The organism is Komarekiella delphini-convector SJRDD-AB1, from assembly GCF_014831675.1.
Lineage (GTDB): Bacteria > Cyanobacteriota > Cyanobacteriia > Cyanobacteriales > Nostocaceae > Komarekiella.
The window spans coordinates 239,550-260,230 of record NZ_VJXY01000002.1; the positions used below are offsets into that span (position 1 = coordinate 239,550).

16 protein-coding genes and 2 tRNA genes are annotated in these 20,681 nt (G+C 42.9%); 11 read left to right on the top strand and 7 right to left on the bottom strand.

The window, feature by feature from the left end; genetic code table 11:
- The first annotated feature begins 405 nt into the window (after positions 1-405).
- Both FNW02_RS03785 and FNW02_RS03790 read left to right on the top strand, forming a co-directional pair.
- The gene (locus FNW02_RS03785; protein ID WP_191756247.1) at positions 406-771 is read left to right on the top strand and encodes a hypothetical protein; all 366 of its coding nucleotides are present in this window, start codon (positions 406-408) and stop codon (positions 769-771) included.
- A 103-nt stretch (positions 772-874) separates the two neighbouring features.
- The gene (locus tag FNW02_RS03790) at positions 875-1,249 is read left to right on the top strand and encodes a hypothetical protein (protein ID WP_191756248.1); all 375 of its coding nucleotides are present in this window, start codon (positions 875-877) and stop codon (positions 1,247-1,249) included.
- Between the two features lie 311 nt (positions 1,250-1,560).
- Here the strand turns inward: FNW02_RS03790 and FNW02_RS03795 are convergent, their stop codons facing one another.
- Complete coding sequence (locus tag FNW02_RS03795; protein WP_191756284.1) at positions 1,561-1,728, bottom strand: hypothetical protein; 168 nt, start codon at positions 1,726-1,728, stop codon at positions 1,561-1,563.
- Between the two features lie 186 nt (positions 1,729-1,914).
- Between FNW02_RS03795 and FNW02_RS03800 the strand changes: the two genes are divergently transcribed.
- On the top strand, positions 1,915-2,319 hold the full coding sequence (locus FNW02_RS03800) for a DUF4112 domain-containing protein (RefSeq protein ID WP_191756249.1): 405 nt from the start codon (positions 1,915-1,917) through the stop codon (positions 2,317-2,319).
- Between the two features lie 50 nt (positions 2,320-2,369).
- Here the strand turns inward: FNW02_RS03800 and FNW02_RS03805 are convergent, their stop codons facing one another.
- Positions 2,370-2,861: a DUF1499 domain-containing protein gene (locus FNW02_RS03805; protein WP_191756250.1), complete on the bottom strand. Its 492-nt coding sequence runs from the start codon at positions 2,859-2,861 to the stop codon at positions 2,370-2,372.
- 735 nt (positions 2,862-3,596) lie between these two features.
- Between FNW02_RS03805 and FNW02_RS03810 the strand changes: the two genes are divergently transcribed.
- Positions 3,597-3,788: a hypothetical protein gene (locus FNW02_RS03810; RefSeq protein ID WP_191756285.1), complete on the top strand. Its 192-nt coding sequence runs from the start codon at positions 3,597-3,599 to the stop codon at positions 3,786-3,788.
- A gap of 772 nt (positions 3,789-4,560) precedes the next feature.
- On the opposite strand, the gene FNW02_RS03815 is transcribed toward FNW02_RS03810, so the two are convergent.
- The 3 genes from FNW02_RS03815 to FNW02_RS03825 form a co-directional block, all read right to left on the bottom strand.
- Entirely contained in the window at positions 4,561-6,114 is a 1,554-nt protein-coding gene (locus FNW02_RS03815; protein ID WP_191756251.1) for a tannase/feruloyl esterase family alpha/beta hydrolase, read from the bottom strand.
- A gap of 542 nt (positions 6,115-6,656) precedes the next feature.
- The gene (locus FNW02_RS03820; protein WP_191756252.1) at positions 6,657-6,863 is read right to left on the bottom strand and encodes a hypothetical protein; all 207 of its coding nucleotides are present in this window, start codon (positions 6,861-6,863) and stop codon (positions 6,657-6,659) included.
- Positions 6,864-6,889: 26 nt separating this feature from the next.
- Positions 6,890-9,805 (bottom strand): sensor histidine kinase, encoded by a 2,916-nt coding sequence (locus tag FNW02_RS03825; protein ID WP_191756253.1) that lies wholly within the window; start codon positions 9,803-9,805, stop codon positions 6,890-6,892.
- A gap of 211 nt (positions 9,806-10,016) precedes the next feature.
- On the opposite strand from FNW02_RS03825, the gene FNW02_RS03830 reads away from it, so the two are divergent.
- Positions 10,017-11,153: a quinone-dependent dihydroorotate dehydrogenase gene (locus tag FNW02_RS03830; RefSeq protein WP_191756254.1), complete on the top strand. Its 1,137-nt coding sequence runs from the start codon at positions 10,017-10,019 to the stop codon at positions 11,151-11,153.
- A gap of 81 nt (positions 11,154-11,234) precedes the next feature.
- Here the strand turns inward: FNW02_RS03830 and FNW02_RS03835 are convergent, their stop codons facing one another.
- A complete protein-coding gene (locus FNW02_RS03835) occupies positions 11,235-11,963 on the bottom strand; it encodes a hypothetical protein (RefSeq protein WP_191756255.1) in 729 nt (242 codons plus the stop codon).
- A 562-nt stretch (positions 11,964-12,525) separates the two neighbouring features.
- Between FNW02_RS03835 and FNW02_RS03840 the strand changes: the two genes are divergently transcribed.
- The 4 genes from FNW02_RS03840 to FNW02_RS03855 all read left to right on the top strand — a co-directional run bounded on the left by FNW02_RS03840 (position 12,526) and on the right by FNW02_RS03855 (position 15,401).
- Positions 12,526-12,651, top strand: a tRNA-OTHER gene (locus FNW02_RS03840).
- A 40-nt stretch (positions 12,652-12,691) separates the two neighbouring features.
- Positions 12,692-12,816, top strand: a tRNA-OTHER gene (locus FNW02_RS03845).
- Positions 12,817-12,853: 37 nt separating this feature from the next.
- Positions 12,854-14,452: a TROVE domain-containing protein gene (locus tag FNW02_RS03850; RefSeq protein WP_191756256.1), complete on the top strand. Its 1,599-nt coding sequence runs from the start codon at positions 12,854-12,856 to the stop codon at positions 14,450-14,452.
- Between the two features lie 535 nt (positions 14,453-14,987).
- On the top strand, positions 14,988-15,401 hold the full coding sequence (locus FNW02_RS03855) for a DUF3024 domain-containing protein (protein ID WP_191756257.1): 414 nt from the start codon (positions 14,988-14,990) through the stop codon (positions 15,399-15,401).
- 115 nt (positions 15,402-15,516) lie between these two features.
- On the opposite strand, the gene FNW02_RS03860 is transcribed toward FNW02_RS03855, so the two are convergent.
- Positions 15,517-16,362 carry a peptidoglycan-binding domain-containing protein gene (locus FNW02_RS03860; RefSeq protein WP_191756258.1) on the bottom strand — a complete coding sequence of 282 codons (846 nt, stop codon included), beginning with the start codon at positions 16,360-16,362 and terminating at the stop codon, positions 15,517-15,519.
- A 358-nt stretch (positions 16,363-16,720) separates the two neighbouring features.
- Here FNW02_RS03860 and FNW02_RS03865 point away from each other — a divergent pair, with 358 nt between their 5' ends.
- Entirely contained in the window at positions 16,721-19,033 is a 2,313-nt protein-coding gene (locus FNW02_RS03865) for a tetratricopeptide repeat protein (RefSeq protein ID WP_191756259.1), read from the top strand.
- A 257-nt stretch (positions 19,034-19,290) separates the two neighbouring features.
- Positions 19,291-20,637 (top strand): glutathione-disulfide reductase, encoded by a 1,347-nt coding sequence (gene gorA, locus FNW02_RS03870; RefSeq protein WP_191756260.1) that lies wholly within the window; start codon positions 19,291-19,293, stop codon positions 20,635-20,637.
- Positions 20,638-20,681: the final 44 nt, after the last annotated feature.

Here is a 20,681-nt window from a genome sequence, read left to right on the forward strand (position 1 = left end):
TTGATTCCCTCTATTCAAAGAATATCATACTTTTTGCAAATTTACTTGCGATCAGCAAATTTTTTTGCTGAAAACTGTTTTTGACCTATAAAAGTCCCCAATCATCGTCAACAAAAGACTTATCTAAACATTTGCTTTTTACCAATTTAGTTGGTAATTAGTAGCTCTCAATACAGTTTTGGAAATTGATTTGGGCTTTGATGCTTGATAGGTGAGTTATACAAGCCTTAAGGAATCTACCACCAACCAATAAAAGCTCTTTGAGGTAAATTTTACCCTCACTAAAAATTACCGTTTTTACTTAGGGGAATATGCAGACATCTGTTACACAATTGGGTATCTACCAAAGTATGCAATAGACGAGAGGAAATTATAGTTTTTAGCACCACAGCAATGGAGAGAATAATGATTACTGAAGAAGACTTAGCCCAACAATTTACTGTAATTATTGAGTACACTCATCCACAGGTATGGGAATTGCTACGCCAGTGTTATGTAAAGGTAATTAATTCTAAATCTTACTTAACAATAGCGAATATCAAAACGTGTATCCGCTATACAAGATATATTGGAATTTACTGCCCTAACCGACTCATTAATGCAGTAAAAGCCCAAAAAAACTTACTCACAGAAGTAGCAGAATATGTAGGATTAGTTGAGGTTGTTTGTTTGAATGCCAACAACTTGATGCGAGATCCTTTGTCAAATCTTAAGGAAACTTATCCTCATTTGTGGTTAGACCTGCTCTGGGTTGTCACGCAAGAACAATAAGGTTAATTATGAAAACCGAATCTTTGTGCAATATTCTTTGCACAAAATCGGCAATACCAATCTTAATGCCGCACGAATTAGTTTTGGAGCTTGTCAAAATCTTATGAATCAATTATGTTTACCTCCAGATGATTTACCTTCACATCAAACAATCAGGGTAAGTGAAATACTGTTCAGACAACTTGAAGAAGCAACTAAAAACAGCTTTTTCTTGGCGTGCGACAAAATGACACGCGTTTTGTTATGTAGTTGTCATTGGTATTTCCAAATCAATAGTGGTATTCTGACGTTAATCATGATTTGTCACAATATGGAAAGTTATCGGAACATTATGAAAACTGTTCCCCAATTTGCTGACAAGTTAAAATACTTTACTAACAGAGCTAAAATTACTGTCAGTTCTCCACTTGACCAAGGTACACCTTGGATACTCAGTATAGATAACATCTTGCCTGAAGAGGACTTGCCCACTACCTAATAACTAAACCTTGTAGCGATCGCCTCTTCTTTAAAGTGGTCGCAGGGCAGAATTTACCAAGAAAGCGTGTTTAAGAGCTTGGGTGCGGGGAGTGGGAACGAGTGCTGAAATATGCCAGCAATCAATCACGAGCGCTTCGCTACTCATTGGAGTTAACCAACTTCCTACACGAGCGCTTCGCTACTCATTGGAGTTAACCAACTTCCTATCTATAGAAACAACCGATAACCCCATTGCGGAAACTTCAGCAACAGTTTCTTAATAACAATCTGCAATGCAGGGTCATCCTCCCAACATTCCTGCAAAAGGTATTATTTTTCAAGTAACTTCTTCACCTTGTTGATGATGCTCACTGGATCAATACCTTGATATGGGTACTGTTCCCACAAACCGCCGCAACCTTCTTTATGAGTTCCAAGATGGGCATATTTGGGAGTCAACCCCCGCTCTAACAGCCAAGAACCGTTTATTTTAGGCAAATGCAACTGCTAGGTGAATTAGGGTACTATTCCAGCTTCATGAGACAAGCGATCGCTCTTATGGTCAAAATCTGGAAATTCCCTCAAAAATAATGATGTATTTTGACTCATAGTTGTTATTTCTAACGATATAAGACAAATAACTAAAAATAGTGCAATTTAAAAGTAGTACAAATATCGTAAATTATGGACGCTGCTAAACGCCTTACCACTCTCAACCGCATCCGCAAACTCAGCCGTCTGATGGATACATCAATACGCATCCCTCTGACAGGTTTTCATATTGGAATAGACCCAATTATTGGTTTAGTTCCTGGTGCTGGTGATTTAATCAGTACAGCGTTTTCGGCTTACATTATATTTTTAGCTACCCGCTTCGGCATCCCACGTCAAGACTTAGCCAAAATGATTTTTAATGTTGGTTTGGAAACAGTTGTTGGTACTGTGCCTTTTGTGGGTGATTTATTTGATGCTTTCTATAAGTCCAATATTCGTAATTTGGCAATTTTAGAGCAACATCTAACAGTAGTTGAACCAGAACTTAAAGAAGTGTCTGATGAACTTTACTCTCGTAAGTTCAGCCAAGTTTAAGTTGGTCGTCATCGCATCACTAATCTTGGCACTCCTTACAGCTAGTAAAATCAAATATTTAAATCGCGTAGAGCCAAACGAATTTGTTCTACACGCCTGCGATTAACACCAAGATCCGACTCTCCCACGCGAGATGCCGAGCGTAGATGAATTACTGACTCATTGGGAGGTAAATAAAACTCTACGTCATCAACAAATTTGAAGATGCGGCTTTTAGAAAGAGCATGAATGTAATTAGGAGTCTGTTCTATAACTTCTGTGCGTGGGACAACAGTGAGAACTTTTAGTAAGATTTCTCTAGCTGCATCGTGGTCTACATGATAGGCAATCGGCTCGATGGCGTGTTTGGGGTCAGCATCCTGACTTACAACACAGTTGTTTGAAACCGGACAAGAACTAAGATGACCATTATCAACTCCCAAGCCAGAAGAAGCAGCCCAAGTAGCAGTAGGAAATATTAAACTACTAATCAAAGTTAGGAGTATTGCAAAAGTGAGACTCTGTAAGAATCTCTGCCGGAAAGCTTTTAGCAGATGGGACATGATAAATTGATTCCTCAAGGTTTAAATAGCACTTCGCTTATTTTCGGTCATTTTGGGTTACTACTGGAGTTAAGCTATTACGCTTTTAAATTGCACAGTCACTTATGAGGTTCGTTAACTGCTGACGGTTAACTGTCAACCGTCAACAGCCAACACGAAAAGATGTGCAGATTATATACAGATTTTTCTCAATTTGCTCAAGGGCATATCTAGGCTACTTTTTAATTAATCAGATGGTGGCGATAGGGCATTTCCTTTAAGAATTGCAAGTTAGGCAAAGCGATCGCAATTACTAGTTTCCACGCCAACCTCCAATCGTAAATGTAAAGACAACATTTGCCAACCAGCTAATCAATGTCTGCTTATGTAGATTGGATCTGGGAACACGTCTTTGGAGTTATCGTTGACGACCTGGGTGGAGTATTGGGGGGTAAGCACGAAGGATTCGTGCTTGGCTTGGTCTGACGGGCTTGCCCAGACCACCGCTCCTAGTCGCCGATACCTTAGGAGTTATAGAAAAGATCTTACAACCGACCGATCCTAGAATCTTTGCTTATGGTTAGAGCTTTAGATGCATAAAATCTAACTTAAGTTGGAGACGACTAACCAACAGTAGCATTCTAATTAATGTGACAATTCGAGTAAACCTTGCTTCATTTCCTTGTTGGTTAGATTCGCTAAATTTGTTAAGAACTGCTTGAGTTCTGATTTCAATTCGCAACAAAGAGATTTCTTATGTCGAACGATACCGAGCAAGCCAAAGCAGATCACCCACTTGGGTGGAATGTTCCGAACATCAACGATTTGCGCTCTGCGATCGCACATATCAAGAAGTTCAAGGGGCAATACATTGAAACCGATCACCCCGTCGATCCCAAAGCAGAACTTGCTGCGGGATGGGCGGCTGACGATGGTCGTTCCATTTGAGAAGGGCGTGTGCGAGATGCGAACGCAACAGATTAATAAGAAAATTGAAGGCGTTCCCCTAACCTTCTTCGAGGCTCAGGTCGAAAGTATTCGCCATCTTGTCGCTACGTACGCTGATGTCCTGTCTGGAGAAACCTTCTCGTTGCATGAACCACATACCGTATTTGAACGGTGGGACAGGCAGATTGCTGCATTACGCTCACTTTGAACTCCTTTGGGTTCATTCCCCACTCTGTGGGTTTATACTTTTGACTCACTCTTTTAAAGACGCGACGAATCGCGTCTTTGAAAAAAGGGCGTTGCATAATTACGGGATAATTACTCTCACGCAGCGGAAAGTCTGTAGCAAGATCCCGCAGGGTGCACCGCCTTCCGGCGATGGTCTGTTCACTGCCGAGAGGCGCAAAGCCTTGCGCCTCTCCCTTGTGTCCAGAGGACACAAGGCAACCGTTCTTTTAGAACGGTTGGGCAGTAAGACCCGCATAGCGTTCATAACTTTTCAAGGCACAGACGCCGCGAAAAGTTCTGTTCGCCTCCGGTCTCCGTCAGGAGAAGGAGGGTTAGCCCAACCTAGGAAACTTTTCAAGACAGAGAGGATAAGGAGTTTGAGCTTTTAATACATCAAATTTCATCCCATGATTCAGCAACGCCGGATATTTATAATCAACGGGTCTAGACTACTACTTGTGAATGTAGGTTGCAGGGATAGGTCGCGATTCTCGTGCCGAGAGGCTGCGCCAACGCTCAACCATAACGTTGAAACTTTCTCAGATTACTGAGGCTCAAACAAATCATTGCCAATCCAATCAATACGATCATTTGGGATTTGGGAAGGCATTACCCCGACAAAGTTGGCGGCATCGTCAATGCTTCGCTTGCCGTTATACCTAGCTTGCATCGGGTAAGGAAATATCGGTCTTGTTATGACAATGGTTGCATTGCTGCTTGTCGATCCTTGGGTGGGGTTGCTGAACCCACCACTTGCTGAATCATCAGCCGTTTGGGAGGCAATAATTTTAGTTGGGGGAGTGCCTTGTTCAACCCATGCCACAATCGGTGTGAGCCAATCCACGCGGCTAGGACTGGTTCCGCCTTGACAATGATACACTCCAGGCAGCATGAACAATCTGGCAAACGATTGCACCTTGGCAAGACCGCCCATCGTATCTTGAACAGCCTGATAGTAAGCGAGCGTGCCTTGAGGGGGAATCGCTGGATCAGCCCATCCATGATATAGAATGAGTTTTCCACCGCGATCGCGGAATGCTTTGAGGTTAGGGTTGGTGGCGTTGTACACTTTGCCTAGAGGACGCAGCCGATCAAAACCCTCAGCTGTAAATTGCCAGTCTTTGTAAGAGAAGGATGCAGGGGGACTCTTGGGAAAGGCGAGATATTTCAGATAGCTGTTAGAGATTTCGGCTGCCATTGGCAGCATTCCATCTCTACCGATACTCGAACCTGCCCATCCAAGCTCTGACCCAATTGTTTGGCTACCTGGATAAAGTAACCTCCCCTGACGATCCACAGCACCGCCATAAAGTTTATTCACGACGGCAATCTGAGCGGTTGTTAAACAGGTTGCAGTAGCGCGATTGTCAGTACAAAGAAGCGATTCAGATTTAAATGTGCAGACTCTTGGATCGGTGATTTGCCCATCTAATAATCCATCCTGACCATCACAATTTGCGAGCGCAGCCTTATGAATCAGCGCGAGTTTATCAGAAGGCAGAATGGAATTCCCTTGTGAATCTTGGTTCGCGCGCCCATTCCACGTTTCGTATTCTCCATTGAGTGGCGCTTGGATTGCGGCAGGTGCGCCAGCAATGATGCCGTTAAAGTCGTTTGGGTATCGCTGTGCTTCAGAGAGGGCTTGTCGTCCGCCATTGGAACAACCCTGGAAGTAAGAATAACTGGGACTTTTGCCATAGAACGCGGTGGCGATCGCTTTTGCGGCTAGCGACGTAACATGCTCTGAGCGATAGCCGAAATCAGCCCGCAGTTGGGGTTGATCCAGTCCCCAGAGTGCGCTCCCCGTGCCTAAGCCGCCGCCAACATGTCCAGTGTTGTCGAAAGCCACCGCAAAGTTTTGATTAAGTGCAGTGGTAGATTCTGGTGAAGCTCTCAAACTGCCGCAATATCCACCACAGCCAACCTGAAGATAGCGACGATTCCAATTTTGGGTAGGCAACCGCACCTCAAACTGAATCTGCGGTGTAACGTATCCTTTCACCTCACAGTATTCAGGAGTCTGAGCAGTAGCAGGAATAACTTGAGCCGAAAGAATTGCGGTGGGAGCATCCCGAAGGGATGCAAAATCTCTCTGCATCAAAGTACTACAGGAATTAGACGGCATTGATTGCATAGGAGCTTGTGCGATTGCAGAAGTCTGGAACAATCTTGCCTTAGAGCTTAACAACAGGACTGAAAATACAAGGGTGATGAGCAAGAAGCGCAGAATGATCGAGCCATCTTGGAACAATGATTGCAGTCTTCGACATCTCACAACAAATCCCCTCTGATTGTTTGCAGTCTAAATTTTCAATATTCCGCATCTGCAAAGCGCAAAAATCAATTCAGATGCTTCAAATGGGCAAACGATTTAATAATTTTTGGTAGACAATTCTAAAAATTTCCTCTATCTACAGGACTAAGTTGAAGCATAGAGTTGCGCTAGAGCCATTGATTAAATAATTAAATAAGTGTGTAATATTGATCGATTGATGGTGAGTCCAGTCATGTAGGCAGGTTTCCCGCTGTAGGGAACTGGCAAACCCGAAGGGTAAGAACAACCGAAGCAATCAGGAATTACTTTTTTAGTGCAATCCATTTCTAAGGTATTATACTCGATGCCGTGGCATACTCCCTACGCTACCCTCTGGGACAACACGGGCTTCTCAATGCCAGAAAATCTTGAGTAGCAAGCTCAGCATTAAAGTCGCCGTCAATGATCCAATCTTTGTCTATTTGTTGATCTGTGATCATCTTCTTGATCGAAGCACCAAGAATCTGTGCTGCCAGCAGCACTGGCTTAATTCCACTGCGATCGCTACGTCCCACGCAGGCCTTTACAATCAAGCTGAGCGATCGCTCCCGTCTTTAATCTAAGAATTATTATCAGCTAACGGCAAAAGTAAGCGGCTGACTACCCGATGATCGGGTAATTGATAGAAATGTAATTCTCCTCCAAGTTGGTGCATAAGGTTTTGGCAGATTAGCAGATGTAAACCTGGTGGTTGGTCGAGATTAGAGGGAGCAAGCACATCCTTGGGTGTATTGTGAGATAGCGCTGCCATTAGCTGTGGTTCGATTTTGCCGTTGTCTGTAATCGACAGTTCTAGCGATATCTGACGACAAGCCGCTTCTGTACTAGAGGCTCCGTCAACGGGTCTACACTCATCTAAGCGACGACACCAGATATCAATTCTGCTCCCGTAAGAACGGCAACAAGCAGCAACTAACAATTCATGAAGAACTAATTCAATTTTGACAATATCGCCGGCAATCGCCATTGAAGATTGAGAATTTGAGGCAAGGACGCCTCTGATTAATGAAGAGTTTTTTGGTAATTCCCCATCCTCAATCGGCTGTCCCAAACCATGCACACCAATCCACAGTTTTTGTTGTTTGAGTAAATTTTCAACTCGTTCGAGCGATCGCTTCAGTAAACTGGCTATTGGCATAGTTTCCCAGCTCATATGTAACTGCCACTGCTCAAGTTTTAGTAGCCCACTCATGGAGGTGGTAGTCTGGTCTAACTGCCGCAGCAATAGCTGGTAGCGCATCTGGGCCAGTTCATTGGTTGGAATGCCCAAATCATGTATTTGACTGAGTGACAGCGCCGCTGTTCTTTGCATTTCCTCCAGACGACGATTTTTGTACCAATTGAGTTGTCGCAATTCCTCTGTTGTGGACTCTAAAAGTTGAGTAATTTGCTTTTGACGACGCCACCAAGCTAATTGTGAAATTAGTGTTGCTGTAGCACTGAGGCTTTGTTCTGACCAGCGACGCTCATTATGGTCTGCCAACAAAACTACACCTGTAGGCTCACAATCAGTATTAGTGCGTAATGCCATCACCAAAATTTGACCGATGTCAGGCCCATTAAACCATTTCCGTGTTTCTGAGGGTAAATCATCCATCTTCAGAGTTAAGTGACCCTTTTGAGCAAGCGCCCGCTGAATTAACGCCTCAGCTTTAATGGGAATAGATGCATCAGAAAAAACCCCAAACTGTGTATTAGTAATTACTCCTGGTATAACTTCTGCCCAACGCTGACCAGGCGACCAGGATAGCAATACCGCCAGAGGGCAATCTAGAACGGATGCTATTTGTTCTAGTGCCGTGCGTTCCAAATAGTTTTCTCCTGATGCTTTGCCGTTCTGGACTTGTGCCAGAATGTTTAGACATTGTTCAAAGGTCTGGGAAATTTTTTCTTGCTGCTGGGTGCGGGTGTGCAATTGCCATTGACGAACAATCACACCAATTTGTTGACTGACAGCCCACAGTAATTCCTTTTCCAATGTTGTCCATGAACGATGGGTCTCGTGAGCGATGATTAAAAGCGCTGCGGGTGTATTACCTTTAGTACATTGACAAACCAGTAGCGATCGCACACCGTTTTCTAACAGAGGGAGACGCCAGTTAAAAAAGCGCAAATCTTCATCTAAATTTTCAATCTCTACCGCTTGATTTGAACGTTGTAAAAGCTGTCCATCCAATTGTTTGAGAGCATCAAGGGTAAATGTCAAAGGTCGGCGATTATTGGGCTGACTTTGGTAAATAAATTGATAATTATTCTGTTCAGGATTGTACTGTAACAGTAAAAAGCGGGTGGCAGATAGTCTAGTTAAAACTCTTGTAGCGCAGATATGTAAAGTTTTATGTAGGTCATGCTCGCTATAGATAGCTTGAGCGACTTGACTAGTTAGTTGAGTATCATCTTGAATCTGTTTGATGGTGCTTTCCATGCCTTCGGTGGGGGCGACTAAAGAAATTAAGCCAGCAGCACCTTGGACAAAATTTTTGTCTGTCTCTGTCCAGATCCGAGGTTCATTGCTTTCTACCGCCAAAAAACCTAGTAGGTTCTTTTGCCAAATGATCGGAGCTGCTAGGAGCGATCGCACTCCTAGGCGTTGCAGTAACTTTGCTGTAAAATGACTTTTCAAAGAACTCCGGGCGTCGCCAATTGAGACAATTTGATTAACTGCTAAAGCATAATAAAAGTCGCTCAATTCCTGCACCGTCATTCCCGCTGCTGCTTGCTGACTGCTAGATTCACGATTGATTTTGACAAGCTGATTGCTCATCCGACACCAAAAGTAGCGCCCTTCGCGCTCAAACCAGTAAATATTTGTTCGGTTAGGAGAGACAAATTGATGGGTTGCCTGTACTACAGCTTCTAATCTTTGATCTAGATTATTCAGGGTACGTAAATTGTCCAGCAATCCTAATAATGGTTCATCGGGTCGCTTAGTTTGCTTTTGCTGCAACTTTATTTCATGTTGATAAAGCACTGCCCCCAGTTCGCCTAAAACCATCATTAAACGTGCTTTTGCTTCCCCAGGCAATAAATAGCCCCAGCGTTCTGAACCCAGTAAAATCAAACCCAAACAGCGGTCTTTATAGCGAATTGGTAAAACAATCGTTCCCTGAATCTGGAATTTATCTGCAACTTTGTGCCATTCTGCAACGCGGATTTCAACTCGCAAATCTGCCACACCCAAGGGACGCTGTTCAATTACTACTTGTTCTAATAAATCTCCAGGATTGAGAACAACCCGTTTTTTTAAAAAACTCGTGTCACTATCGGGCGTGATCCCGCCTTTACCAAACAATATGTGATTTAGGCGATCGTAAAGAGCAATCCAAACCAGTTTGTAGTCAAACTGCTCTTTAAGATAAGAAATAGTGGATTCAATCAGAACTTCAACATGATCTTCTTCTCTGAGACTCTGGAGGACGCGCCCCAAGGAAACGATCTGCTGTTCGGCGGCTATAAGTTTTTGCGGCTGCCCCATCTGAATTATTGGTTAAAATAGCTTGTAATATATAAGATGCCCAGAAAATTGCCCTCACTAATATAGCTACGGGTGTTTGCTGTAAGTTATGGGTAATCAGAGCATTTCTTTTTCACTGTCCAGATTAAACTCAGCATCAATCCAGCATGAGCCGATATTTCGATAGATGAGCAAGCAAGCTGTTGTATATTAATCCCTACTAGGGATCGAAATGGATATTTATCAAGTCGCTATTCGTCCGCTTGTGTTCAATCTGGCAAAAACAGATCCAGAATGGTTACATCAGCAGACAATTCGTAGTTTGAGTTGGCTGTCGCAAACAGGCGATCGCCCTCCTGCTAGTTGGATAAATCGACGCTTACAGCAGTCCTTATGCCTGCACGATCAGCGCTTAGAACAAAGTTTGTTTGGGCTAAAATTCCCCAATCCTGTGGGGTTGGCAGCAGGTTTTGATAAAGATGGCGTTGCTGTTAATATCTGGTCAAGTTTAGGTTTTGGATTTGCGGAACTGGGAACTGTAACTTTTCATGCACAGCCAGGAAATACTCGTCCTCGCTTGTTTCGCTTGCCTTTAGACAAAGCTGCTCTCAACCGGATGGGTTTCAATAATCTCGGTGCAACTGCAATGGCAGCATATTTGACACGGGAAAAGCAGAAGTTAACCCAGTCAATACCCATAGGGATAAATTTAGGCAAATCTAAAGTAACTCCTCTAGAGGTAGCAGCAGAAGATTATCTTCAGAGTTTTCGCTTACTGAAGGAGTTGGGCGACTATTTTGTAGTTAATGTCTCTTCCCCAAATACGCCTGGGTTGCGAGCGCTCCAAGATGCTTCTATGCTCAGTGCCATCTTAAATTTATTGCAACAGGAAAATTATTCACAAAAACCAATTTTTGTCAAGATAGCACCAGATTTGGCATGGGAAGCGATCGCCGACATTATTTCTCTAGCCAAAACCTACCAGCTAGCTGGGATTATTGCTACTAACACAACCATCAGCCGTGATCGACTGAAAACCCAAGTCATTGAACAAACTGGCAAATCACCCCAAGAAGAAGCTGGCGGAATTAGCGGTGAGCCATTACGCGATCGCTCCACTGAAGTAATTCGGTTTATTTGGCAGCAAACTCAGGGGCAAATCCCAATAATTGGCGTTGGTGGCATTTTTTCTTCTGAAGATGCTTGGGAAAAAATTACTGCTGGCGCTAGCTTGATCCAAGTTTATACAGGCTGGATTTATGAAGGCCCATTGATGGTACGCCGGATTCTCACAGGTTTGCTTTCAAAGTTAGAGCAAAATGGATTGATTACCATCAGCGAAGCTGTAGGTCTAGGGTGCAAAAGTTAAAAAATGAAAAACTCCACTCACTCTTGGGATGGAGTTTTTGGACATGCCCCAAGCGGCGGGGCGGCTTTGTGATTTTAATTTTTACCCTTCCTTATCCAATGGAAAAAACTCCTTAGCTTTTTCGGAAAACGTCCAAGCAATACCATCGGGGTCTCTGCTGCGACTCCACTCTGGAAAATCTGGATCGTTTCGTCGTTTGTAAACAGTACTGGAATAAACATTTAGCCGCTTGGCAAGTTCAGATTGAATGAGAGAGCCAAAAACTAACTGTTTTTCCAATGATTGTTTTGCTTGCTCATGGGTTGGCTTCGGTAGTGATTCTGTTTCTGGTTCTTCCTCGCGTGGTGTTGGTGGTGGTGGTGCTAGCAGCGATCGCGCCGTTTTGACAACTGGTTGAGCCGGAAGTTCTTTTACAGGCTCACTACTGTCAAGTATGTTGCCCAAAATGCTAGCAGTTATGAAGTAATAAGACTGACCCCCGTCTTCGGAGTTAATTAGACTGGCACCAAATTCAGAAGCTTTACCATCTAGGTAGCGTTTTGCCATTGTCCCAGAAAAATTGCCTCTAATAGCCAAGTCCATTGGCGTTAATCTGCCCTGGTTTTCCCGAATCATCTGATGGAAAATTGGGTTAACTCGCTGAGACCATTGTTGCCATTGATACCATTGCCACAGATTGAAGCCAATAATCAGCACAATTATGGCCAGCAAAATTTTCCAAGTGGAAACCAGGAAAATAATCAAAAACGATATGGGCAAAAGTAGAACGAGAAAAGCTTTCCCGTCGCCCTCGATTAGTTTTTCACTCATGCCGATTTTTGCCAAGTGAATTTTCTGTAAATAATATTATCTTGGCAAAAATTGTGACATTTTTTTGTATCATTTGGCAAAGTTGTGGCAAATTTGCCAGCAAAAATTAGCATAAGTAGGTGTTGTAACTTTCGTACGCTCTATATATCTACCATTGGTTAGCGATCGGGCAAAAGTTTTTTCCCAAGCAAAAAGAGGGTTCTGAGGGTAAGATTTTTGAATTAAATCCGCACCTACATAAATTAGCTCACCAGCTACTTGACAACCAGTAATACATATACTACATTAATAATACAAGCTGACATTCATTAAGGAGTTAGCTTTCACCCGTAGCGGATAGCTCAAATGATAGAGCGCCCACCTTGCCCGCAAGGGCCGACATATCGAGGGTTATCGCACATAACTTAAACATCCTTGATCCAAACTTCTGGAGGTGCAGGTAAAAATCCTGCTCCGCTACATCAAATTAAGCACCGAGTAAATTTAAAACTCATAATTCTTTACGAAAACATCAGTAAAACCCCTTAAACAAAACTTAAGTTTAGAATCCAAAATTTTATATGTGGCAGGTAGCTCAGTGGTAGAGCGCTAAACATCCTTATTCACCCCTTGCCTGAAAAGGCCGACGAATAAGGGTTATCGATTGGGTTCGAGAGGTCGCGGGTTCAAATCCCGCCCTGCTACACCAACTAATTTTAGGTTCAGTCCAAAATCTCAAATTTTTCATGTGGCAGGTAGCTCAGTGGTAGAGCGCCGAAAACATCCTTGTTCACACCTTGCCTAAAAAGGCCGACGAATTAGGGTTATCGCCTTTTTAAGCCGGTTGTCGCGGGTTCAAATCCCGCCCTGCCACCTTTCATTTTTGCCCGCAAGGGCCGGGAGATGAAGCCATGTACAACTTTTTTACTAAAAAGAAGACAGTTACACCACAATCTCAGCCTATCCCCGGACGGGAAGCAGAGATGATCCAGGGGCGTAGTGGTGGCTGGATGTTTGATGCTGGCATTTGGAAAATGCTGCGCCGCTGTTTATTGGTTGGCACAGCAAAAAGCACTTACTACGCTGGGAAGCAGGAATTAACTGAGGATTTTGTGACGATTATCAAACAAGCTGTTACCGAAAATCCTAGCCGTGTAGCTGAAGAAATTCTGTATGCTAGCGATGGCCGCGCCATCAACAACAGTGCGCCAATCTTGGCTTTAGTTCTACTGTCAATGGGTGAAGCACCAGAAGCAAAACAGGCATTTGGTGAAATCTTTTCGCAAGTTGTCCGCACTGGTAGCCACTTCTACGAATGGCTAAGCTACACTAAATCTCTGCGGGGATTTGGTAAAGTGGTGCGGGAAGCTGGTAAAACTTGGCTCTCACGAGAAGATGTTAAGGGTTTAGCTTATCAGCTATTGAAATATCAACAACGTCAAGGCTTTTCCCACCGGGATGCATTGCGGTTGTTCCATGTCAAACCACCTACAGAAAATCACCGACAACTATTTGAGTGGGTAGTCAAAGGCTGGGAAGAATTGCCAGCAGAAATACCCTCTCAAGCATTGGCGCAGATTTGGTGGTATGAGTGGCTCAAACGGAATCCCACCCAAACTCATGAAGCTATTTCACAAGGACGCCTAACTCACGAAATGGCTGCACCTGTGGGCAAAATGGATAAGCAAGCTTGGCAGCTGCTATTTCAGGAAATGCCAATAGGTGCAATGTTGCGTAACCTGGGTTCTCTGACTGACTTGGGTGTGTTGCGAACTGATGAAAACGCAAATATACTGCGTGTGGAAGCAGTTCTTAACAATAAGGAACATCTGCGTAAAGGTCGTATTCATCCGATTGATGTTTTGAAAGCACTCAAAACTTACCAATTTGGGGGAAGATTAGGACGCAGCCATAAAACTTGGAACCCAGTTCCTCGTATTGTGGACATCTTAGAAAAGGCGGTTGAACTGTCTTTTGATGTTGTGCAACCTACAGGTAAAGTGTTCATGCACGCCGTGGATGTTTCTGGTTCTATGGGTAGCTTGGTTGCAGATATGGGATTAAGTTGTTGTGAAATTGCCACCGCAATGGCACTGGTAACAGCAAAAGCAGAACAAAACTATATGATTCGCGGCTTTGCTACCGAATTTCGTGAATTGGGTATCACTGCTAAAGATAGTTTTAGTTCAGCTGTTCGCAAAGCTAGCAACCAAAACTTCGGCGGAACAGATGCGTCTGTGGCTTATGACTGGATGATTAAGAACAAGTTCAAAGCAGATGTAGTGTGCTTCTGGACTGACTCAGAAAGCTGGGCTGGTTATAAGCATCCAAGTCAAGCGCTGGCGCAGTATCGCAAAAAGGTGAATCCGAGTGTTAAGGCGGTGTATGTCACCCTTGCACCTTATCAGATCACGCTGGTAGATCCTCAAGATTCGCTGTCTTGGGATTTGGGGGGGTTTGATCCGGGAACGCCTCGCATTATCCAAATGCTGGCAACGGGTGAGTTGTAGACATTGCTGAAGGATAAAGCATGAAAAACTTTATCTTTCATACTTTATGGCGGGTTATCCTGATTCGCAACTTGCCTTTCGGGGACGTTCGCGAAGCGTGGCGTCAGCCAGGAATTTAGGGTTATCGGTAACATCTCCAACATTTTGGGGATTAGCGGGTTCAACCCCCGCACCCGCCGTTATTTTCGATTCTGAATATAGTCAAGACAAATGGAATTTGTGGCTACACGAACGAAGCTTGTAGGGTGGGCATTGTAATGCCCACCCTATTGTGGTCTATTCATCTGTAATGTGTGAAATTTTACAAATCATCACATAATTTTTCTATTTTGCTCAACTAGTATGACTCGTAGGACTTACGCACGAGTTACGCAATAACGAACCGCAGAGAGAAGTTTGAGCGGCGGCTTCCGCCGCTCAAAACTTCGGTGGGCGCAGAGGGCACGGAGAAATGAGAGTTTGAGAGATATTTTGCGTAAGTCCTGACTCGGTGATATGGTAATGGTCGATAAAATAATTTTTAGTAGCAAATCCTATGGCAAAGAGAAGATGGATTCGCTTACCTGAGAAAAAGCTTAAACCGCAAGTGCCTATCAGCGAAAAACAACTAATTGAGCAGCTATGTAATGATTTAATTGTCACAGAACTGAAGCCAAAATTTATTTTATCCAGACCTGAAGATTATCAGTGGAATTATTTGGTAGATATTTTTGGCAAATGGTATCGCAACTATTTTTACTTTTGTTCTATCTATAACTGTCCTGGAGAAAATTCAATTTCCCCGTCATTTGAATCCAGATTTGTTCGGTTAGAGTACATAGGTAAAAATTATTTCAATTTGGCTTATATGAGGCATACTGGGCAGTGGTGGCAAATTATGCAAAATTTGCCTTTAGAAGAGTGTTTGTCTGAGATCAGAAATAATCCTTTGTTGCAACCTATTAGTTGAGGGATATTTGAGGTTAGCGATGGTCTCCGACCGACCGTAGGTCATCGCACTTTAGCCAAGCTTTAGATGTCGCTACATAAATCAAGCTAGATGAGCGATCGCTTATTCTGATCATTTAATTAAACAATGTTCCTATAAAATTGATAATTGGTTTCCAAAAAATACCAGTTAACACATAAGGAGCATATTGCAAAAGCGGTAAGCTTGGCTTGTCTGAAGGCTTCAGTGGTAGACAATCTAATAGAAAAGGCACTATACAGGTGAGTGCATAGGCAGTTGCTAGGGCTGTATTCAACTGGGGAGAAGGCCCTGGTATGGGGCTATGATAAATACCTAAGAGAATCGAAGAAATCATTAAAAATTGTTCCCAAAAAAATAAAGAATGAGGTGATAAAAAATAAACTAATCTGGGAAAGCTTTTGTCTATTTTTTGTCGCATTCCCAAAAGCACAGCCCAAGTTGCAGCCCCAACCAAACCATCATCTTTCAATCCATAGATTCTTTGGAAACGTTTAACGGCTCTTTCAGTTTCTCTATCAAAGTATCCATCAGGCTTTTTTTTGGAAAATCCTTCTTCATACAGGATATTTTGCAGTTCCTTAACAGCATCTTGTAACTCTGGAGGCCTTATTCTATGAATGCGGGAAAGCTTTGGGTAGAAAAGACAAGCCCAACTCAGTGGCCCAACTACTCCATCTACTCTGAGGTTATTTCTTTTTTGGAATTCTTTTACTGCTTCTTCTGTTTCTAAGTCGAATTTACCACTAATATTTGCCAGAAAACCTTGAGCTTGCAAACGCTGTTGCAACTCATTAATTGATTCCTGCACGGACTTTGGCGTAAAATCTCGGTAAAGTATGGGACGTTTATTGAATAAACAAACTTGTTTTTCCTCTGGGAAATAAGGCTTTATTGATTTCAGCCCCAGCAATATAGTTAGTGATCTAATAGCTCTGTTCATCTAGTACTCCTATGTAGTAATACCTGAAAAGAATAAATAATCTGGCAAGATTTTTGATAAAACTTGGTGGTGAGTGTTATCTCTGCACCACGCTTACGAGCGAGATTTTATGAACTTAGAGATTAACCTACTAAATTAACTACAAATAGCCAATTGACAGAGTTATAAATTTGTTAACGCTTTGTTAGTTAAAATGTTGCTATTACAACATTGTCATAACTACAAATAGCCAATTGACAGAGTTATAAATTTGTTAACGCTTTGTTAGTTAAAATGTTGCTACTACAACATTGTCAAAATTTTGTCCGTTAAAATGTTGCTAACACAACATCTATGATGGATTTATAGGGTGATATTTATGTCAGGTCAGTCCGAGAGTGGGAATCTGTCCAAAACTTGGTATCGCAAGGTTTTGAAGGGCTGGGAAATAGACCGTCTACTAACTGACTTGGAGTCAAGAACTCAACAGCGATACAGGCAAAATACCAAGAAAGATTTGTTACTTGGGTTGCTATGTGGGTATAGCTTAAAGAAAATTAGTAAAGACTTGCACAGGGATAACGCTGGTGTGAGAGCCGGATTGAGCAATATTTATCGAAACATCGAAACTTTGACAGGAGAGTCAAATAATAGCGTTAAGTCAAGTAACCTAGTTCATATTTTGGAGAAATATGGATATCGCAGAGGTATTGCTCCATCGCCTATCTACAGTCGCTCTATCCCTCACAATCTGCCATCACCAACCTACACAGCATTCATTGGTCGTGAGGTAGAGATGAACACACTACTGGAACGCCTTTCGCCGGATCATGGCGCACACATGATCACGATGCATGGTATCGGTGGTGTAGGTAAAACGGCGCTGGTGTTAGCAGCTGCTTACCTGTGCTTAAAAGCCAGTAATGAAAACCTTTCTGATGCACCTAGATTTGATGCGATTATTTTCACTTCAGCCAAACAACAAGAACTAATTCCCGATAATATTTTAAGACGGCAAGGACAGCGTAACTTGCGCGAGATTTTTCGGGTGATTGCTAATGCTTTAAATGACCCTACTATTATTCAATCTCCTTCCAGTGACCAATTTGACCGTGTGCGCCAAATTCTTTCGAGACAGCGAACATTATTGATTGTGGACAACATGGAGACTATAGAGGATAGGAATGAGGTAATCGAGTTCCTTTATAATCTGCCGATTTGCGTCAAAGTAGTAATTACAACCCGCGAACGGATTGCCTTGTTACCAATTAGTCTGCGAAACTTACCCCTAGATGATGGTTTGCAGTTGATTCAGCAACAAGCTGGAGAAAAAGGGATAACTATCAACGATGAGGACTCTGAGTTGCTTTATACACGCACTGGAGGCATCCCCCTCGCCATTGTTTATGCGATCGGTCAAGTATCGAGTGGTTATCCCCTGAACTCGGTGTTGGAGCAGTTAGCCTCAGCTACAGGTGATGTGGCTCGTTTTTGCTTTGAGCAATCAGTGCAAAGCATAAAGGGACAGTCACCCCACAAGTTACTAATGTCACTGGCGATTTTTCCTGACTCTCCCATCCTCGCTGCTGTCGCTGAGGTTGCAGGACTAACATTTGCTCCTGATTCTGTAAATAGTGGTTTGGCGCGTTTGCAGCAACTCTCTTTGGTGAATTTGAACTCAGATACTAAGCGATATGAGATGTTGTCTCTGACTCGTGAGTACGCTTTAGCAGAGTTAGCTGCTTACCCAGATTTCGAGAAAGAAGCACGTAGACGCTGGGTGAAATGGTATTTAGACTTTGCCTATAGTTATGCTGGAGAAGATTGGGAAAAGTGGATACATTACGACAGGATAGAGGAAGAAGAAGGAAATCTGCGGGCAGTACTTTATTGGTGTAAAGACCAAGACCATTATCAAGAAGTTAGAAGTTTATGGTTGCTCTTGAACCACTACGCAAATCTCTACGCTTATTGGGACGATCGCCTCGATTGGTTGCAATGGCTCATAGAACAATCAGAACGCCGTGGTGAATGGTCTTCTTTAGTAAAATTTATGATTCGCAAAACCTGGCTGCTGATTCGGGAATGTTCAGAGCAAAGTTTGAAAGAAGCAGACGAAATGTTACGACGAGCATGGGTTTTACGCGACCATGCTGACTTATGCGTTCAGGCTGACTTGGCTGAGAATCTCGCTAGGCTACGAATCAGAGAACAAAATTATCCAGATGCGCGTACATGGCTGGACATAGAACAGAAGTTAGTGACTCAGGCTAATCTAGAGGAGCAAAAGCACATTCGTCATTATATTCCTGTTCATTACCATCGGGCGATCATCTTTTATCAAGAACATAAATATTTAGAAGCTAAGATGCTTTTTCAAGAGGTGATGAAAAGTGCAGAAAAAATTAATTGGCATCGGGTGATTAATTCTGCTCAAAATTGGCTAGCTGATCTGGCAATTGAACAAGGCGATCGCGATGAAGCCCAAAAGCTATTAGTTCAAGGCTTAACTGTCGCCGAAAGCAGCAACAATAAACGGCGTTTAGCTCGTTATCAGCGTTCTCTTGCCCGCTGGGAAAAAAGGTGGGGAAGTGCAGAAAAAGCTTACCAATTGTCAACTAAGGCCATCAATGGTTTTAAGCACTTGGGAATGACACGGGATGTAGAAAAGATGCAAAATTTACTTGATTAACCGTAATTGCTGCCAATTTTGAAAGTAGCGATCGCTCAATTCATGACTGAAATTACTGAGTCTTTCATCTCAATTTTTTAAGGCTGCGATCGCCGTTTATTTTGTATCTAATTGCTAGAAAATTGACAGTCTGCTACTTGTATGAGTGTTTTCATCCCACTTTGTCCACCCAAAGACAGTAGATGAAGTTTTAACTAAATAACTATAAGGGATGAAATAGCTCTGCTTTCCAAACAGTTAAAAAGGAACAGATTTTTATGACATTTGATTACGACTTGTTTGTCATTGGTGCTGGGCCTGGGGGATTGGCAGCAGCTAAAAAAGCAGCAAGTTACGGTGTGCGTGTCGCCGTAGCTGAACAAGAAGCCCCCGGTGGTACTTGTGTGAATCGCGGCTGTATTCCCAAAAAACTAATTGTCTACGCTGCTGACTTCGCCCTGCAAAATCAAATGGCGTACAGTTACGGATGGAGTGAGTGTCAAGCACACTTTGACTGGACAATATTTATTAAGTCAGTACACCAGCATATTGACAGCATTAACCACTCCTATTTTCAGCAGTTGCAAGAAGCTGGAATTGATCTAATCAGTGAACATGCCACTTTTGTTGATGCCCATACTATCAATATTGATGGACGCAAAGTTACAGCAGACAAAATTTTAATTGCTGTGGGAGGTCAACCCGTCAAGCCAGACATCCCAGGTATAGAATACGCCATCACATCCCGCCAGATGTTTCACTTACCCTATTTGCCAAAACGGTTGGCAATTATTGGCGGCGGCTATATTGGCACAGAATTTTCTAGCATGATGCACGCTTTTGACTGCGAGGTAACAGTTATCGAAAAAGATGAGATGATTTTATCGGGGTTTGATGATGACATCCGCTCTGCGATGCAACAGGGTTTGAGCAAACGGGGAATTCAGTTTTTCACCAACAGCACTGCTCAAGAAATCAAATACTCAGAAGAGGGTTTGTTGTTAATGATTGCTGGTAAGCGCCAAGAAATCATTACAGCAGATACTATCTTAGTTGCCGCAGGTTACACCCCACATACTAAGAATCTGGGTTTAGAAAATGCCAATGTTGAACTTAACGAACAAGGCGCAATCAAAGTAGATGAATACAGCCGCACTACTCAAGAAAACATTTTTGCTGTGGGTGACTGTACCAGCCGCTTGCAATTGACACCAGTTGCTAAGGCAGAAGGTAAAGCCTTTGCCGATACAGTCTTTGGCAATAAGCCACAAAAACTGAATTATGATTATGTACCATCTGCTGTTTTTTGCCGTCCAGAAGCAGCAAGCGTAGGAATGACAGAGGCAAAGGCGCGAGAAAAATTTGGTGAATCTGTAAAATGCTACTGCACCCAATTTCAACCGTTGTTATCTCAGATGACTAAACAGGATGAGCAAACAACAATAAAGTTAGTGGTAGACGGCAATTCTGGGCAAGTTTTGGGCGCTCACATGGTGGGTGAACACGCAGCCGATATCATTCAAAGTTTGGGTGTGGCAATTCGTAAGGGTATCACCAAAGAAGACATAGATGAAACAATAGGTATTCATCCTACAGCAGGAGAAGAGTTCCTATCGTTAAGTTAAATTAGGTACAGGACTGACTAATTCCGAGAGTCAAAAGTCAAGAG

What these genes read in the sequence shown, in the direction of transcription:
- FNW02_RS03815 (WP_191756251.1), bottom strand. Translation starts at nt 6,114, where the DNA reads ATGCAGAGAGATTTTGCATCCCTTCGGGATGCTCCCACCGCAATTCTT.
- FNW02_RS03850 (WP_191756256.1), top strand. Translation starts at nt 12,854, where the DNA reads ATGTACAACTTTTTTACTAAAAAGAAGACAGTTACACCACAATCTCAG.
- FNW02_RS03865 (WP_191756259.1), top strand. Translation starts at nt 16,721, where the DNA reads ATGTCAGGTCAGTCCGAGAGTGGGAATCTGTCCAAAACTTGGTATCGC.
- FNW02_RS03805 (WP_191756250.1), bottom strand. Translation starts at nt 2,861, where the DNA reads ATGTCCCATCTGCTAAAAGCTTTCCGGCAGAGATTCTTACAGAGTCTC.
- FNW02_RS03830 (WP_191756254.1), top strand. Translation starts at nt 10,017, where the DNA reads ATGGATATTTATCAAGTCGCTATTCGTCCGCTTGTGTTCAATCTGGCA.
- FNW02_RS03860 (WP_191756258.1), bottom strand. Translation starts at nt 16,362, where the DNA reads ATGAACAGAGCTATTAGATCACTAACTATATTGCTGGGGCTGAAATCA.
- FNW02_RS03855 (WP_191756257.1), top strand. Translation starts at nt 14,988, where the DNA reads ATGGCAAAGAGAAGATGGATTCGCTTACCTGAGAAAAAGCTTAAACCG.
- FNW02_RS03800 (WP_191756249.1), top strand. Translation starts at nt 1,915, where the DNA reads ATGGACGCTGCTAAACGCCTTACCACTCTCAACCGCATCCGCAAACTC.
- FNW02_RS03835 (WP_191756255.1), bottom strand. Translation starts at nt 11,963, where the DNA reads ATGAGTGAAAAACTAATCGAGGGCGACGGGAAAGCTTTTCTCGTTCTA.
- FNW02_RS03825 (WP_191756253.1), bottom strand. Translation starts at nt 9,805, where the DNA reads ATGGGGCAGCCGCAAAAACTTATAGCCGCCGAACAGCAGATCGTTTCC.
- FNW02_RS03810 (WP_191756285.1), top strand. Translation starts at nt 3,597, where the DNA reads ATGTCGAACGATACCGAGCAAGCCAAAGCAGATCACCCACTTGGGTGG.
- FNW02_RS03785 (WP_191756247.1), top strand. Translation starts at nt 406, where the DNA reads ATGATTACTGAAGAAGACTTAGCCCAACAATTTACTGTAATTATTGAG.
- gorA (WP_191756260.1), top strand. Translation starts at nt 19,291, where the DNA reads ATGACATTTGATTACGACTTGTTTGTCATTGGTGCTGGGCCTGGGGGA.
- FNW02_RS03790 (WP_191756248.1), top strand. Translation starts at nt 875, where the DNA reads ATGAATCAATTATGTTTACCTCCAGATGATTTACCTTCACATCAAACA.